This window comes from Marinobacter sp. DSM 26671 (genome assembly GCF_900112835.1).
Classification (GTDB): Bacteria; Pseudomonadota; Gammaproteobacteria; order Pseudomonadales; family Oleiphilaceae; genus Marinobacter; species Marinobacter flavimaris.
This window is the reverse complement of record NZ_FONF01000003.1, coordinates 289,798-305,432: the sequence shown is the minus strand read 5'-3', so window position 1 is coordinate 305,432 and position 15,635 is coordinate 289,798. Positions and strand designations below refer to the sequence as shown.

The window sequence follows — 15,635 nt, the reverse complement described above, 5'->3', positions numbered from 1 at the left end:
TATGACGACCTCTGGAACCACGCCGAGAATACTCCTTCTGTCTGGCTACGATGCCGCCAGTCACAGGCGCTGGCGGGAGCAGTTGAGCGCCATGTTTCCGCGTTATGAATGGCAGTTTCTTGCTTTGCCGCCAAGATTCTTCCGCTGGCGTATCCGTGGCAATCCACTGAGCTGGCTGAATGAGCCGCTCCTGCAGGAATCCTGGGATCTGATCATCGCCACCTCCATGGTGGACCTGGCAACCTTGCGGGGGCTACATCCGCGCCTGGCCAATACCCCCTGCCTGCTGTACATGCATGAAAACCAGTTCGCCTTCCCGGTATCCAGTGGCCAGAACGCCAGTGCCGATCCGCAGATGGTGAACCTGTACAGCGCGCTTTCGGCCGATTGTGTCGTGTTCAACAGTGGCTGGAACCGGGACAGTTTTCTGGCTGGCGCCGACTCTTTCCTCAAGAAGCTGCCCGACGCAGTGCCCGAGGGCCTGATCGAAACCCTGCGGGACAAGTCGAGGGTGATACCGGTGCCGATCGAGGACCGGTTGTTTGCTGATCGCCGGCCACTTATGAACCGGGCCTGCCCCCATCTGCTCTGGAACCATCGCTGGGAATATGACAAGGGGCCTGACCGTCTGCTGAAGTTCCTGCAGGTGCTGGACCAGCGTTCGATGCCGTTCAGGTTGAGTGTGGTGGGTGAGCGATTTCGCAGCTATCCGAAGGCATTTGACCGGATCCGGGAACAGTTTGGTCCTTGCATCGAACACTGGGGGTTTTTCGAGAATCGTGAAGACTATGATCAGTTGCTGCGTCAGGCCGATATTGTGATCTCCACGGCACTGCACGATTTCCAGGGGCTGTCGATGCTGGAAGCCATGGCTTCAGGTTGCGTGCCACTGGCGCCGGATCGCCTGGCCTATCGCGAATACGTGCCGGATCTGTGTCGCTATGAGAGTCATCAGGAAAATGCGGCGATGGAGGCTGAAGTGGTTGCCGACACGCTTGAACAGCTGCTGGAAGGACAGCTTCTGGCCTGCCCGCCGGAGGATTGGCGGGCATCCAGCCTGGCCGGCGATTATCATTCCCTGTTCCAGGATTTGATTCAGGCAGGATCAGCCAGTTCCTGAACCTGTTTCTTCCTCAAATCTGTCTCAGATCAATCCCGTTCCTTTGCGGTTGGCCCGGCCGATACTAGACTCAGAACTGTCTTTCGGCCTCACCACAAGGAGTTGTGGCCATGGAGTTTCATACCCTCGATGGCAATGAAGCGGTGTCTTCGGTGGCTTATCGCCTGAGCGAGACCATTGCCATCTATCCGATTACCCCTGCTTCGGTCATGGGCGAGCATGCCGATGACTGGGCGGCCCTGGGCAAGCCCAATCTCTGGGGGCAGGTGCCAAGTGTGGTCGAAATGCAGTCCGAGGCTGGTGCCGCGGGTGCCATGCACGGGGCACTGCAGGCCGGTTCACTGGTGACCACCTTTACTGCGTCCCAGGGGCTGCTGCTGATGCTGCCCAATCTGTACAAGATTGCCGGTGAGCTGTCGCCCTTCTGCATGCATATTGCTGCGCGCAGCGTTGCCACCCATGCCTTGTCGATCTTCTGCGACCATTCCGATGTAATGAGTGCCCGCGGTACCGGCTTTGCCCTGCTGGCTTCGGGGTCGGTACAGGAGGCCCAGGACCTTGCGGCCATCGGCCACGCCGTCACCCTGGAAAGCCGGGTGCCGGTGATGCATTTCTTCGACGGCTTTCGCACCTCCCATGAAATCTCCAAGATTGCGGCGCTCAGTGACCAGGATTTGCAGGCGCTGGTATCGCACGACGGAGTTGAAGCACATCGCAGCCGCCGGATGACACCGGACCGGCCAGTGGTTCGCGGCACCTCCCAGAACCCGGACGCCTTCTTCCAGGCCCGGGAGGCCATCAATCCCTTCTATCAGGCATTCCCGGGGAAGCTTGAAGCCGTGATGGACCGTTTCGCCGGTATCACCGGTCGGCAATACCGTCTGTTTGATTATGTTGGGCACCCTGAGGCCGACAGAGTGGTCATCCTGATGGGTTCCGGGGCCGAATGCGCCCATGAAACGGTGGAGTGGCTGCTGGCGCAGGGTGAGAAGGTCGGGGTTCTCAAGGTCCGCCTGTTCCGGCCCTTTGCCACGTCGCGTTTTCTGGACGCTTTGCCCGATACCGTCGAACATCTCGCGGTGCTGGATCGCACCAAGGAACCGGGAGCCCAGGGTGAGCCCTTGTTGCTGGAAGTCAGCGGTGCCCTGATGGAGGCCTACAGCCGGGGGGATCGGAAGGTACTGCCCCGGGTGATTGGCGGCCGATATGGGCTGTCTTCCCGTGAGTTTACGCCGGCCATGGTCTGCGCCATTTTCGACGAACTTAAAGCGGCAGCGCCGAAAACCCGCTTCACCGTCGGCGTGCGGGACGATGTCAGCCACCTTTCCCTGGAGGTGGATAGCGAACTGGATATTGAATCCCCGAAAACCCGCCGGGCGCTGTTCTTCGGTCTCGGTGCCGATGGCACTGTCAGCAGCAACAAGGCCAGCATCAAGATCCTGGGTGAGGGCACGGAGCTGTTTGCCCAGGGCCATTTTGTCTATGACTCCAAGAAATCCGGCGCTACCACTGTCTCCCATCTGAGATTTGGGCCGCTGCCGATCCGCTCCAGTTACCAGATCAACAGGGCCCAGTTTGTCGCCATTCACGCGCCCCAGTTTCTGGAGCGGTTTGATGTGCTCGAACACGCTGCCGAGGGCGCCACGGTGCTGCTCAATGTGCCCTGGTCAAAGGACGAGATCTGGGATCGGCTCTCGGTCGAGGTCCAGCGGGTATTGGTCGAGCGCAAGGCTCGGCTGTTCGTGATTGATGCCGCCGAGGTGGCGGAAAAGGCGGGTCTGGAGCGGCGGATCAACACCGTGATGCAGGTCTGCTTCTTCGCCCTGGCAGATATCCTGCCCCGGGAAGAGGCCATTGCCCATATCAAGGAATCCATTCGCAAAACCTGGGGCCGCCGTGGGCCGGAGGTGGTGCGCCGCAACGTGGAAGCGGTGGACTCGGCCCTGGACAACCTGCATGAGGTGCCGGTCCCGGACAAGGTGACGGCAACACGCACCCGACCGCCAAGGGTGCCCGAGAATGCGCCGGACTTTGTGCAGAAAGTCACTCGCCTGTTACTGGAGGGGCAGGGTGACAAACTGCCGGTCAGTGCGTTCCCGCCGGACGGTACCTGGCCAACGGGAACCAGCCAGTACGAGAAGCGAACCATCGCCCTGGAAATCCCGATCTGGGAATCCGACCTCTGCGTGCAGTGCAACTTCTGCGCGATGATTTGCCCGCACACCGCGATCACCAGCAAGGTGTTTGAGCCCGAGTCGGTCAAAGGGGCGCCGGAGGCGTTCGAGGTGGTGCCGGAAACCCAGACGTCTGAACTGGAGGGCCTGGATTACCGGATTCAGGTGGCGCCGGATGACTGCACCGGTTGTGGGCTGTGTGTCGAGGTCTGCCCGGCAAAGGACCGCACCCAGCCCAAACGCAAAGCGATCAATATGCAGCCGATCGAAGCGCACCGTGAGGTGGAGGCAGAGAACCTGGCGTTTTTCCGGCAATTGCCGGCTGTGCCCAGAGACCGTATCCCCCGGGACTTCAAATCCCTGCCGCTGCTGATTCCCCTGTTCGAATATTCCGGCGCCTGCTCCGGCTGCGGTGAAACACCCTACATCCGTCTGCTGACCCAGCTGGTGGGCGATCGGTTGCTGATTGCCAATGCCACCGGATGTTCCTCGATCTATGGTGGCAATCTGCCCACCACGCCTTACACAGTGAACGCCGACGGCCGTGGTCCTACCTGGAACAACTCGTTGTTTGAGGACGCGGCGGAACTGGGCCTGGGCATGCGTCTGGGGCTGGACAAGCTTGTCGGTCGGGCCTGGCAGTTACTGGAAGGGTTCCGGGAAGAACTACCTGACGGACTCTACCCGGAGCTGACCAGCGCCTGCACCACCGTTGATGAATGGGCAATGGCAGCCAGACGCACAGCCATTGAGCAGCTGCGGAACTGGCTGGCAGACAAGCAGACGCCAGAGGCCCGGGAACTGGACAGTCTGGCCGATGAGCTCTGTCCGAAGAGTGTCTGGGTAATAGGGGGCGACGGCTGGGCCTACGATATTGGTTATGGCGGTCTCGACCACGCCCTGGCCTCGGGTCAGAATGTGAAACTGTTGGTACTCGATACCGAAGTCTATTCCAACACCGGCGGGCAGCAGTCCAAGGCCACCCCCATGGGTGCGATTGCCAAGTTCGCCGCTGCCGGCAAGGCCACCCGGAAGAAGGATCTGGGCCTGCTGGCCATGAGTTATGGTCACGTCTACGTGGCCCAGATTGCCATGCAATCCCACAGCAACCACACCACCAAGGCCCTGCAGGAAGCCGAGAGCTTCGACGGCCCGGCACTGATCATCGCCCACAGCCCCTGCATTGCCCACGGTTACGACCTGGTGCACTCGCCCGCACAGCAGAAGCGGGCGGTAGACAGCTGGGCCTGGCCGCTGTACCGGTTTGATCCCCGGCGTATTCACGAGGGGCTGCCGCCCCTGCAATTGGACTCCCTGCGTCAGAAAGTCACCATGAAAGCCTACATGCAGGAAGAAGCCCGCTTCCGGATGCTGGAGCTGCGGGATCTCCAACGCTATGAACAGCTGGTGGCTGCGGCTTCGGAGGCGGCCACTGAACAGCGTGAGCTCTACAAGCAGCTGGCGGGGATTCACTTTGAGCCCCATGAAACTTCTGACGCTGACAATGAAAAGGGTGAACGTCATGACTGAATTGGCAACCCGTTGGCTGGGGTTGGAGCTTCGCTCCCCCCTTGTGGTCGGCGCCAGCCCCCTGACCGATGACCTGGACGCGCTGAAGGCCTGTGTTGACGCTGGCGCCGGTGCCGTGGTGATGCATTCCCTCTTCGAGGAGCAGTTGGTGGAGGAGCAAATGGCGGCTCACCGGTTTATTGATTCGCGGATCAACATGGACGCCGAAGCCCGATCGTTCTTTCCCGAATCCGAGTTGTTCGAGATGGGATCGGACAGCTACCTGCAGCGGTTGGAGCTGTTGCGACATTCGCTGGGTGTGCCGGTGATTGCCTCGCTCAACGGTATTTCAGCGGGTGGCTGGACCCGGCATGCACGTGAGCTGGAAGCGGCGGGCGCCCATGCTATCGAACTGAATCTCTATGACCTGGCCTCGGATCCGGAGGAAACAGCGGAGGCACTGGAACAGAGACAACTCTCGGTTGTGAGGTCAGTGGCTGAGCAGGTGAGCATTCCGGTCAGCGTCAAGCTATCGCCTTTCTACTCGGCCTTGCCTGCGTTCGTCGCCGGTATCGAAGAGTCGGGGGCCCGGGGCGTGGTGTTGTTCAACCGGTTCTATCAGCCGGATATGGATCTGGATGAGCTGGAGTTAAGCCGGGAGGTGGTGCTGTCGACCAGTGCCGAGCTGCCGTTGCGGTTACACGCAGCCGCCATGTTGTTTGGCCAGACAACACTGGAGATGGCGGTTTCGGGTGGCGTTCACAGTGGTGACGATGCGGCAAAAGCCATTCTTTCGGGCGCTTCCGCTGTGCAGGTGGTCTCGGCCGTGTTGTCGGAGGGTACTGGCGCCCTGTCGAGGATTACCCGGGAAATGACGGCTCGGCTCTCCGGAATGGGATACCGCTCGCTGGCGGAAGCCCGGGGCGTCCTGTCAATGGCGAACGCCCCCAATGCCCGAACCTGGGAGCGTCTTAACTACGCCCGCCTTCTGCACGGCTGGAAATAGAGCGGCTCAGGGTCAGAGAACCTGCTCCGGCACCTCGCGGATCCGACCGTGCTCATCAATGGCAACGTAGACGAACAGACCCTCGGTGACCTTACGTGGATTCTTGGCAGTGCGGTCAAGGGTCCACACTTCCACGCTGATTTTCATGGAACTGCGGCCGATATCGACGAGTTCGCAGTAACAACCTACCTGGGACCCTACTCGCAACGGTGACAGGAACTCCATCCGGTCCATGGCCACGGTGGCGTTACGGCCCTGGGAAATCCGTCCGGCCATGGTCGCCGCGGCGAGATCCATCTGTTTTACCAGCCAGCCGGCAAAGACATCGCCATTGGCATTGGTGTCTGAGGGGAGCGGGATAATCTGCAGGGTGAGTTCGCCACGGGGCGTGGGTTTGTCATCATCTAACGCTGTCATAGTACTGCCTTCTTGCGAGCCTGGAATTGTTTTAACACGCATGGTAGCGGGCTGAAGCAGCGCTGCAAGCAAATTTGAACATTCCTGACTATATTTCAGAAGCTGTAACAAAGTTGTCACAGAGTGCCATTAGTCTGCACCCATCGGTAAAGCACATCCGACAAAACGTCCAAACCAAAAAATGGAGACATGACGTGATGAAACTGAACAAAGCACTCGCGACTGTAGCACTGGCCGGCTCCGTAGCCGCCATGTCTGCACCAGCCATGGCCCGTGACACCATCAGCATCGTGGGTTCCTCAACTGTTTATCCGTTCGCCACAGTTGTTGCCGAGCGTTTCGGCACCAAGACCGACTTCAGCACACCCAAGCTGGAATCCACCGGTTCAGGCGGCGGTCTCAAGCTTTTCTGCCAGGGCATCGGCACCCAGCACCCGGACATCACCAACGCGTCACGTCGCATGAAGACGTCCGAGTTCGAACTCTGCCAGAGCAACGGCGTTACAGACATCACCGAATTCCGCATTGGTTCTGACGGCATCGTGATCGCCAGCTCTAAAGAAGCTGAGAACCTCGATATCACCCTCGAGCAGCTGTTCCTGGCCCTCGGTTCCAAAGTGCCTGTTAACGGCGAGTGGGTAGCCAACCCGAACAAAAACTGGAGCGATGTTGACTCCAGCCTGCCGAACAAGCCGATTCGTGTAATGGGTCCGCCCCCGACTTCCGGCACCCGTGATTCCTTCAACGAGTTGGCTCTCGCCGCTGGTTGCGACGAGCTGCCTGAAGCCGCCAGCCTGAGCAAGGACGAGCACGCCTCCATCTGCGAAAGCGTTCGTGAAGACGGCGCCTTTATCGAAGCGGGTGAAAACGACAACCTGATCGTGCAGAAGCTGATTGGCGACACCGGCATGTACGGTGTATTCGGTTACAGCTTCCTGGAAGAAAACGCAGACCGTCTGCAGGCTGCCACTCTGAACGGTATGATCCCGACTGCCGAAGCCATTGCTGCGGATGAGTATCCGGTGGCCCGTTCGCTGTTCTTCTACGTGAAGAAAGCTCATGTTGGTGTGGTTCCGGGCATTGCGGAGTATGTCAGTGAGTTCACCAGCAACGCTGCCATGGGCCAGAACGGCTACCTGAAAGATGTGGGCCTGATCGTGCCGCCGCGGGCTGCTTTGATGGACCTGATGGACAAGGCAGAAAGCATGCCGAACCTGACCCTGGACGAGCTCAAGTAAGACCGTCGTCCGGTCAAGAATGGAGGTGCGGGTCTCGTTGGAGGCCCGCACCTTTTGCACGTTTGGACGATCCGGTGCGAGTTCAGAGCTGAATCTGTAAACTGTGCGCCAATTCGAAGTCGAATACAGGAATTTTCATGCAACCGGCTAATCTTTTATTACTGACTCTGGTGCTGGCGATCGTGGCCTATTGGCTCGGTTACGCTCGCTCCCGGTCGTTGGCGATGCCGCTGGGTGGGATCCGTCACCTCAAGTCCCTGCCTTTTTATTACGGAGCCCGAGCGGCATTGTGGAGCGGTATCCCCGCTCTTATCGTGCTTGGTCTTTGGGCGGCATTCCAGGGCAAAGTCATCCAGATGATCGTTATTGGTGGTTTGCCTGAAGGTATAATCCCGGCGACCGACGGTGAGGCGAGCCTGCTGTTGAGCAAGATCAGCAATGTGGCCAGCGGAGCCTTGCCTCCTGGCTTCGTTGAAGCACCGATAGCTGAGGCCGCCGAGCGTTTACAGGCACTGCGCACGCAGAGTCGGTTCCTGATGTCTGGTCTTGTAATCTCGGTTGCCGTGCTTGCGGGTTTTCTCGGGTGGTTGAGAATTCGCCCCCGCCTGAATGCCCGTTCCCAGGTCGAGTCCATTCTCAAGTGGGTATTTTTCGCCTGTGCGGCCCTGGCTATATTGACCACCGTCGGAATCATTTTCTCGGTGGCGTTCGAGACTTTTCGTTTCTTTGGCAAGGTCCCGTTCACCGAATTTATCTTTGGTAGTCACTGGAGCCCCCAGACCGCTCTGAGGGCCGATCAGGTGGCTTCTCAGGGCGCCTTCGGGATGATTCCCCTGTTTACAGGTACCCTTCTGATTTCTGCCATTGCCATGGTTGTGGCTGTGCCGGTGGGCTTGCTGTCGGCCATTTACCTGTCGGAATACGCGGGTAGAAAGGTGCGCGGTGTGGTCAAGCCGTTGCTGGAAATGCTGGCGGGTATTCCCACCGTGGTTTACGGCTTCTTCGCCGCTCTTACGGTCGCTCCGTTTATCAGCGATCTGGCCGCATCCATGGGTATCGAGGCATCAAGCCAGAGTGCCCTGGCCGCTGGTGCCGTTATGGGCATCATGATCATTCCGTTTGTGTCTTCCCTGTCGGATGACGTGATCAATGCCGTGCCCCAGGCCATGCGTGATGGCTCTCTTGCGCTCGGAGCCACCCAGTCCGAGACCATGAAAAAGGTGATTTTCCCGGCTGCACTGCCCGGCATCATGGGCGGTATTCTGCTGGCGGTCTCCCGGGCCATCGGTGAAACCATGATCGTGGTCATGGCCGCTGGTCTGGCTGCTAACCTGACGGCCAACCCGCTGGAAACGGTTACCACCGTAACCGTGCAGATCGTGACCCTGCTCACCGGTGACCAGGAATTCGACAGCGCCAAGACGCTGGCTGCCTTCGCATTGGGCGCCATGCTCTTCCTGGCAACCCTGTTGCTCAACGTCATTGCACTGAAAATCGTACGCAAATATCGGGAACAGTATGACTGACCAACGTTCACAGGCGGAGATTGTCCGCCAGTCGCTCAAGCGTCGCTACCGTAAGGAACGCCGTTTCCGCGCCTACGGCATCATGGCAATCGCCATTGCCCTGGGGGCCCTGTTAATCCTGTTCACCGATATCATCGGCAAGGGTTATACCGGCTTCGTGAAGACCACCATCACCATGGATGTGCAGTTGGATGGTGAGATGATGTATCTGGATGATCCCACGGACGAGCGTCAGATCAAGATGGCCGATTTTGTCGAGCCTCTGGTTCAGGCACTGATCAAGGAGATCCCTGGAGCAACGGAGGATGACCGGAATCAGGTTCGCGAGCTGATCAACCCGTACGCCTCGGTGACGCTACGGGATGCCCTGAAGGCAAACCCCGATTGGTTGGGCACCACCCAGACCATGACCTTTCTCACGCACACGGATGTGGATGTCTACGTCAAGCATGCAGGGGATGATGCCTACTCGATCAAGCTGAACGACCAGCAAAAAACCTGGGTCGATGAGCTTCTGGAGCGGGACGTTATCGAGACATCGTTCAATGATGTGTTCTTCAGTGGCGGCGATTCCCGTGATCCGTCCAAGGCAGGTATTCTTGGCGCCATTGTCGGTTCGCTGCTGACCATGTTCGTTACCCTGATCCTCTCGTTCCCGATTGGTGTGGCCGCGGCGATCTACCTGGAAGAATTCGCGCCCCAGAACAAATTCACCGATTTTATCGAGGTGAATATCAACAACCTGGCGGCGGTTCCTTCCATCATCTTTGGTCTGCTTGGCCTCGCGGTGTTTATCAACCTGTTCGGGATGCCACGTTCGGTTCCGGTGGTTGGTGGTCTGGTGCTGACGTTGATGACTCTGCCGACCATCATCATTTCCAGCCGGGCCGCGATCAAAAGCGTACCACCCTCGATCCGGGAGGCCGCTGAAGGTATCGGTGCATCCAAGATGCAGGTAGTTCTGCACCATGTGCTGCCGCTGGCCATGCCGGGTATGCTCACCGGTTCCATCATCGGTATGGCCCAGGCACTGGGTGAAACCGCACCGCTGCTGCTGATCGGTATGGTGGCGTTCATTGTGGACGTACCCGACGGGTTCTTCGATTCGGCGACGGTGCTGCCTGTGCAGGTGTTCCTGTGGGCGGGCAGCCCGGAGCTGGCCTTTATTGAGCGAGCGTCGGCAGCCATCATGGTGCTGCTGGCCTTCCTGATCAGTATGAACGCATTGGCCATCTGGATGCGCAAACGTCTCGAGCGCCGGTGGTAAGGAGAATCAAGATGAATAGTGTGAATACAACCATTACCAGTGAAGTTACCCAACCGGACGAGGTTGCCGTGCCAGTTCAGGAATCGAAGCCCGCTGAAACCATCATCGAGGAAGGCAAGACCGTCGGTAAGCCTTACTCGGACGACCCCAAGTTCAAGCTTCGGGATGTCGAGGTATTCTACGGGGATGCCCCCGCGATCAAGAAGATCAGCCTTGATATTGGCCGTAACGAAGTCATTGCCTTCATCGGCCCATCCGGTTGCGGCAAATCCACCTTCCTGCGCTGCCTGAATCGCATGAACGACAGCATCGATATCTGTCGTGTGAAGGGTTCCCTGCAACTGGACGACCACGACATTTACGACCCCAAGCGGGATGTGGTCGAACTGCGGGCCAGGGTCGGTATGGTATTCCAGAAGCCGAACCCTTTTCCCAAGTCCATCTACGACAACGTGGCTTACGGCCCCCGGATTCACGGGCTGGCCAACCGCAAGTCGGATCTGGACGAGATAGTGGAAAACAGTCTGCGCAAGGCCGGCCTCTGGGAAGAGGTAAAGGATCGCCTGGACGCCAACGCAACCGGCATGTCCGGCGGCCAGCAACAGCGTCTGTGTATTGCCCGTGCCATTGCCGTGAGCCCGGAAGTGGTGCTGATGGATGAGCCCTGCTCGGCCCTGGACCCTATTGCGACCGCGAAAGTGGAAGAGCTGATTGCCGAACTGTCCGAAAGCTACACGATCGTTATCGTGACCCACTCGATGCAGCAGGCGGCCCGGGTATCTCACCGTACGGCCTACTTCCACCTGGGACACCTGGTTGAAGTGAACGAGACCAACAAGGTATTCACCTCGCCGGAACATGAACTGACCGAGTCCTACATCACCGGCCGTTTTGGCTGATTCCGGACCTGAGGAATTTTGGAGAAGAACAGTATGCCTACAAAGAAGGACGACGTTTACGGGGATCACATCTCCCACAAGTTCAATGACGAACTGATGGAGCTCAAGACCGAGTTCCTCAAAATGGGCGGCATGGTTGAGGCCCAGGTCGATAATGCCATCCTCGCCCTGGTGGATGGCGATGGTCATCTGGCCGACGAAATCCGTGCCAACGACAAGAAAGTTGACCGGATGGAAGTGGAAATCGACGAGGAGGCCACCCTGATCATTGCCCGTCGCCAGCCGACGGCCCGGGATCTGCGTCTGGTGATCTCAGTCATCAAGATGGTGGCCGACCTTGAACGGGTTGGCGACGAGGCCAAGAAAATCGCCAAGCTGGCCATCAAGCTGCAGGAAGAGGGCCAGGCCCCGCGGGGCTATGTGGAAGTACGCCACATTGGCACCCACGTGCTCAGCATGCTTCACGATGCCCTGGATGCCTTTGCCCGGCTGGATTCCGAGCAGGCGTTGCGGATCATGAAGGAAGACAAGCGCGTCGATGAGGAATATCAGGCAGCTGCTCGGACCCTGCTGACGTTCATGATGGAAGATACCCGTAACATTTCACGGTGCATGTCGGTGATGTGGGTGCTCCGTGCCCTGGAGCGGGTGGGTGACCACGCATGTAACATTGCTGAGAACGTGATTTTCATGGTCAAAGGCGAGGACGTTCGTCATACGCCGGTTGAAGAGGCTGAGAAAGTCGTCGGCCGCTGATTTTTTGGCCTGGGAGGAGGGCCGCCGCGTGGTGCGGCTTTCCGAGACACGCTCGAGCCGTCCATGGTCGCTTGGCTTTCGCCATCCATGGCGAAAGACAGTCCCGGAAAGCCGCACCACACGCCGTCCGATCAGAGCTGGGAGTCAGCCTGGTCCCTTAACAAAACAGATAATTGGGCGCCTACGAGCGATAGCTCCCAGGTTTGAGCAAGTGGGCCGGCAATGCTGTTTGGGACTATCTTTCGCCAGGGATGGCGAAAGCTAAGCGCGCATGGATGCCTTGAGCGTGTCCCAAACAGCATTACCGGACCGCTTGCCGGCACCCAAGCCTAAAGCAATCAGGCATGCTTCATTTTTTCGGTATACGGCGGCCAGCCCAGCGGCTTCCCGGCAAGAACATGCAGATGAATGTGGAACACCGTCTGCCCTGAATTTTCCCCGCAGTTCATGACGACTCGATAGCCGTCGTCGGCAAAGCCCTTCTCCTTGGCAATTTTCGCAGCCACCAGATACAGATGCCCCACCAGTTCCCGATCTTCCTCGGTGATGTCGTTAATGGTGGCGATGGCCTTTTTCGGGATGACCAGGAAATGAACCGGCGCCTGGGGGTTTATGTCGCTGAAAGCGAGGGCGATGTCGTCTTCGTAGAGGATGTCCGCGGGAATTTCCCGGTTGATGATCTTGGTGAAAATCGTCTCTGACATGGTGGCTCCTTTGCACTTGTCCTTGGGATTGTTGTTTGGCTCTAAAGCTGATTCAGGCCCGGAATCCGGGAGGCTATCTGCCGCACCACGGCCGGCAGTTTCTCGTCGATGCCCATGGCGTAGCGGGCAACCCGGTTGCGGGCGAAGGGTAGGGCGCGGGCGGCGCCGAGGCCGAGGTTGCGTAGCAGGTGGACGGGTGGAATCCGGTTGCTGAACAGATGGTAGAACAGATCCATGGTCAGCATCATTCTGCGGTTCGCCGGCCGGCGCTGTTGTTCGTAGAGGTTCAGCCACTTCGGATTTGCCAGATCATCGCCGGCGCGCTTGGCCTCTTTGAGGGCTGACTGGAGGGCTTGCGCATCCTGGAATCCCAGGTTCACCCCCTGGCCGGCCAGCGGGTTGATGGTATGGGCAGAATCACCGGCCAGGACAACTCGTCCAGAGTGATATTGTTTGGCGTGCTGGCGGGCGATGGGGAACGAGGCTTTGATGTCGATGTGGGTCAGCAAGGGCAAACTCGCGGGAAACGACGACTGGATTTCGCTCATCAGGGTGCTGTCGTCCAGGGCTTTCAGGCGTGCCAGTTCATCGGGCGAATCGTACCAGACCAGGGAGCCCCAGCTTTCACCCGGATGTTCCGGACCGGCACTGTGCAATGGCAGGAAGGCTCGGGGCCCCGAGGGGTGAAAGCCCTGCCAGGTAATGTCTTCAACCGGCCCCTGATAGCGTACCGAGATAACCATTGCCTGCTGGTCATACTGGTTACGGGTTACGCCGATGCCGGCCAGGTCCCTGATCCGGGATTGGGCGCCATCGCAACCGACTACAAGGCTTGCTAGCAGCTCGCGGTCGTCATCCAGGGTGACCGTGGCTGTATCACCGGACTGCGCCAGTGAGGCGACACCCTGACCGTGGAACAGGGATATCTGGGGGCAGGCCTCGGCGGTTTGCCAGAGCGCCTGTTGGGTTACTGAGTTTTCGACGATGTGTCCCAGGTGGTGGGCGCCCAGCTCGGTGGCGTCGAATTGGACCTCAGCCAGTTTTCGGGGCACCAGGTTCTGCAGTGGATAGCGGGTTTCATCCCACACGGCCAGTCGCCTATAGGGCGTCGAGCGCATCCCGAGGATGTGGTCCCAGGCGCCCAGGCTCTGGAGATAGCGCTCACTGCCGGCGCTCAGGGCAGAAACCCGGATGTCCGGGGCGCTTTCCGGGTCAAAGTCGGGGGGCGGAGCCCGGTCGACAAGGGCAACGCGGAAGCCATTCTGGCCGAGGCCAGTGGCGAGAGCAGCGCCGACCATGCCGGCACCAACTACGACAATATCAAAGACTTGAGTCATATCGGTTTCCTGTCTGATGCCCTCAGTTTACGCGATGACGGCAGCCAGACAAGAGACCGGGATCAAGCCGGAATGAAAACCCTCAATAGCCTGCCATACCTGACACCCGCGGCTCGGCAGCGTCGTCAGGCCTGCGACGGTTCTTGATCAGCCAGGCGGGCTTCTGTGCACCCGGTTTGTTGAATCCCTGGTTCAGGACCATGGGTTGCACGAGGGTCAGGAAATCCGAGGTTTTCATATGTGCCGATTCGCTGTGGCTGCCTGCGGCGAACGCCAGTTCGGGCTGCTCGGTCAGCGCTTCGGCGCAATAGACGGTCATTCCGAACAGGTTGCCAAAGGGGGGCATGGCGCCTACCTCGCAATCCGGGAAGCGGTCCTGGAATTCCTGTTCGTCAGCGAGGTCAAGAAAGTCGGTGTCGAGGATGCGGGATAACCTGTCCCAGCGGATTCGCCAGGTGGCCGGCATCACCAGCATTGCCATTTTACCATCCAGTTCGATGATCACCGTTTTGACGACACGGTCGCCGGCAATCTTGACGTGGTGGGCGAGTTCCTGGGCGGTAAATGCAGGAGGGTGGGAGAGGCACATGTATTCCACACCCGCCTCATCGAGGAATTCCTTCAACTGCTGTACCGGCATAGTGACAACCTCCTACCAGCAATGACAGCGTTCCGGAGCCTGTGTTGATCTAATTGCCTGGCCCCGATGGCCTGGCGGGGTTGGTCAACCCCGCCATTAATGGTCAGCTTAGTTGAGGTTACGCAGTTTGCGAGTAACCGGATGTATCAATGAGAAACCGATCGCGAATCTCAGTCGGTTTTAATCATATGAACATCGCGCTGGGGGAACGGAATGCTGATACCCTCGGCGTCGAATGCTTTTTTCACTTTCTCATGCATGTCCCAGTAGAAGGGCCAGAGATCACCTGATTTGGTCCAGGCCCGAACGGTCAGGTCGACGGAGCTTTCGCCCAGTGCACCAACAACGATCAGTGGTTCGGGGTCCTTCAGTGCGCGCTCGTCTTCTTCAATAAGGCGCTTGCAGATGGCCTTGGCCTTGTCGATGTCATCACCGTAGCCGATGCCGAAGCTCATGTCGCAGCGACGGGTTTCATAGGCGCTCAGGTTGGTCAGGCTGGCGTTGGCCAGTTGACCATTCGGGATCACAATCCGGCGGTTATCGAAGGTGTCGACAATGGTGTACAGGATGGAGATTTCGCGGACGGAGCCGAGGTAGCCCTGGGCATCAATCGTGTCACCAACCTTGAACGGTTTGAAGATCAGGATCAGCACGCCGCCGGCGAAGTTGGCGAGGCTGCCCTGAAGCGCAAGACCGACGGCCAGGCCGGCAGCACCGATAATGGCAATGAAGGAGGTGGTGGCAATTCCGACCATGGAGGCGACAGAGATCAGCAGCAGAATCTTGAGGATTGCTCCGATCAGGCCGCAGAGAAACTTGTTCAGAGTGGGGTCTTTTTTGCCCAGCTTGTTATCTAGAACGCCGACAAACCGGTTGATCAGCCACATGCCCACAATCAGAGTGACAATGGCCAACACGACCTTGGGGGCGTATGTCATGACCAGAGCCATGGCCTGATTCATGAGTTCCGAGGCACCGCCTTCAGCGCCAAATAGGTCTTCCATAAAGGACTCCTTGTTCGTTGGTATTTTTCATAAGTGTC

13 protein-coding genes are annotated in these 15,635 nt (G+C 58.8%); 8 read left to right on the top strand and 5 right to left on the bottom strand.

The window, feature by feature from the left end; genetic code table 11:
* The first annotated feature begins 1 nt into the window (after position 1).
* The 3 genes from BM035_RS05315 to BM035_RS05305 all read left to right on the top strand — a co-directional run bounded on the left by BM035_RS05315 (position 2) and on the right by BM035_RS05305 (position 5,809).
* Positions 2–1,120, top strand: coding sequence for a tRNA-queuosine alpha-mannosyltransferase domain-containing protein (locus tag BM035_RS05315; RefSeq protein ID WP_053113211.1), 1,119 nt, complete (start codon positions 2–4; stop codon positions 1,118–1,120).
* 110 nt (positions 1,121–1,230) lie between these two features.
* Positions 1,231–4,824 (top strand): pyruvate:ferredoxin (flavodoxin) oxidoreductase, encoded by a 3,594-nt coding sequence (nifJ, locus tag BM035_RS05310; protein ID WP_053113210.1) that lies wholly within the window; start codon positions 1,231–1,233, stop codon positions 4,822–4,824.
* Positions 4,817–5,809: a dihydroorotate dehydrogenase-like protein gene (locus tag BM035_RS05305; RefSeq protein WP_053113209.1), complete on the top strand. Its 993-nt coding sequence runs from the start codon at positions 4,817–4,819 to the stop codon at positions 5,807–5,809. Before nifJ ends, BM035_RS05305 begins: the two co-directional genes overlap by 8 nt.
* Positions 5,810–5,821: 12 nt before the next feature.
* Here the strand turns inward: BM035_RS05305 and BM035_RS05300 are convergent, their stop codons facing one another.
* Positions 5,822–6,226 (bottom strand): acyl-CoA thioesterase, encoded by a 405-nt coding sequence (locus BM035_RS05300; protein WP_008172970.1) that lies wholly within the window; start codon positions 6,224–6,226, stop codon positions 5,822–5,824.
* Between the two features lie 197 nt (positions 6,227–6,423).
* On the opposite strand from BM035_RS05300, the gene BM035_RS05295 reads away from it, so the two are divergent.
* The 5 genes from BM035_RS05295 (at position 6,424) to phoU (ending at position 11,912) form a co-directional block, all read left to right on the top strand.
* Positions 6,424–7,464, top strand: coding sequence for a substrate-binding domain-containing protein (locus tag BM035_RS05295; RefSeq protein WP_008172969.1), 1,041 nt, complete (start codon positions 6,424–6,426; stop codon positions 7,462–7,464).
* Between the two features lie 137 nt (positions 7,465–7,601).
* Entirely contained in the window at positions 7,602–8,990 is a 1,389-nt protein-coding gene (gene pstC / locus BM035_RS05290; protein ID WP_008172968.1) for a phosphate ABC transporter permease subunit PstC, read from the top strand.
* Entirely contained in the window at positions 8,983–10,257 is a 1,275-nt protein-coding gene (pstA, locus tag BM035_RS05285; protein ID WP_053113208.1) for a phosphate ABC transporter permease PstA, read from the top strand. The genes pstC and pstA overlap by 8 nt, the downstream gene beginning before the upstream one ends.
* 11 nt (positions 10,258–10,268) lie before the next feature.
* Positions 10,269–11,156, top strand: a complete 888-nt coding sequence (gene pstB / locus BM035_RS05280) for a phosphate ABC transporter ATP-binding protein PstB (RefSeq protein WP_041645688.1) — start codon at positions 10,269–10,271, stop codon at positions 11,154–11,156.
* A 33-nt stretch (positions 11,157–11,189) separates the two neighbouring features.
* Positions 11,190–11,912 carry a phosphate signaling complex protein PhoU gene (phoU, locus tag BM035_RS05275; RefSeq protein WP_008172965.1) on the top strand — a complete coding sequence of 241 codons (723 nt, stop codon included), beginning with the start codon at positions 11,190–11,192 and terminating at the stop codon, positions 11,910–11,912.
* A gap of 338 nt (positions 11,913–12,250) precedes the next feature.
* On the opposite strand, the gene BM035_RS05270 is transcribed toward phoU, so the two are convergent.
* The 4 genes from BM035_RS05270 to BM035_RS05255 form a co-directional block, all read right to left on the bottom strand.
* A complete protein-coding gene (locus BM035_RS05270; protein ID WP_053113207.1) occupies positions 12,251–12,616 on the bottom strand; it encodes a histidine triad nucleotide-binding protein in 366 nt (121 codons plus the stop codon).
* Between the two features lie 41 nt (positions 12,617–12,657).
* A complete protein-coding gene (locus tag BM035_RS05265; protein ID WP_053113206.1) occupies positions 12,658–13,953 on the bottom strand; it encodes an FAD-dependent monooxygenase in 1,296 nt (431 codons plus the stop codon).
* A gap of 82 nt (positions 13,954–14,035) precedes the next feature.
* Positions 14,036–14,593, bottom strand: a complete 558-nt coding sequence (locus BM035_RS05260; RefSeq protein ID WP_053113205.1) for an aminoacyl-tRNA deacylase — start codon at positions 14,591–14,593, stop codon at positions 14,036–14,038.
* 170 nt (positions 14,594–14,763) lie between these two features.
* Positions 14,764–15,597, bottom strand: a complete 834-nt coding sequence (locus tag BM035_RS05255; protein ID WP_053113204.1) for a mechanosensitive ion channel family protein — start codon at positions 15,595–15,597, stop codon at positions 14,764–14,766.
* Positions 15,598–15,635 lie beyond the last annotated feature (38 nt).

Excerpts from the sequence above, each read along its gene's own strand:
- BM035_RS05315 (WP_053113211.1), top strand. The coding sequence starts at position 2 with ATGACGACCTCTGGAACCACGCCGAGAATACTCCTTCTGTCTGGCTAC.
- nifJ (WP_053113210.1), top strand. The coding sequence starts at position 1,231 with ATGGAGTTTCATACCCTCGATGGCAATGAAGCGGTGTCTTCGGTGGCT.
- BM035_RS05305 (WP_053113209.1), top strand. The coding sequence starts at position 4,817 with ATGACTGAATTGGCAACCCGTTGGCTGGGGTTGGAGCTTCGCTCCCCC.
- BM035_RS05300 (WP_008172970.1), bottom strand. The coding sequence starts at position 6,226 with ATGACAGCGTTAGATGATGACAAACCCACGCCCCGTGGCGAACTCACC.
- BM035_RS05295 (WP_008172969.1), top strand. The coding sequence starts at position 6,424 with ATGAAACTGAACAAAGCACTCGCGACTGTAGCACTGGCCGGCTCCGTA.
- pstC (WP_008172968.1), top strand. The coding sequence starts at position 7,602 with ATGCAACCGGCTAATCTTTTATTACTGACTCTGGTGCTGGCGATCGTG.
- pstA (WP_053113208.1), top strand. The coding sequence starts at position 8,983 with ATGACTGACCAACGTTCACAGGCGGAGATTGTCCGCCAGTCGCTCAAG.
- pstB (WP_041645688.1), top strand. The coding sequence starts at position 10,269 with ATGAATAGTGTGAATACAACCATTACCAGTGAAGTTACCCAACCGGAC.
- phoU (WP_008172965.1), top strand. The coding sequence starts at position 11,190 with ATGCCTACAAAGAAGGACGACGTTTACGGGGATCACATCTCCCACAAG.
- BM035_RS05270 (WP_053113207.1), bottom strand. The coding sequence starts at position 12,616 with ATGTCAGAGACGATTTTCACCAAGATCATCAACCGGGAAATTCCCGCG.
- BM035_RS05265 (WP_053113206.1), bottom strand. The coding sequence starts at position 13,953 with ATGACTCAAGTCTTTGATATTGTCGTAGTTGGTGCCGGCATGGTCGGC.
- BM035_RS05260 (WP_053113205.1), bottom strand. The coding sequence starts at position 14,593 with ATGCCGGTACAGCAGTTGAAGGAATTCCTCGATGAGGCGGGTGTGGAA.
- BM035_RS05255 (WP_053113204.1), bottom strand. The coding sequence starts at position 15,597 with ATGGAAGACCTATTTGGCGCTGAAGGCGGTGCCTCGGAACTCATGAAT.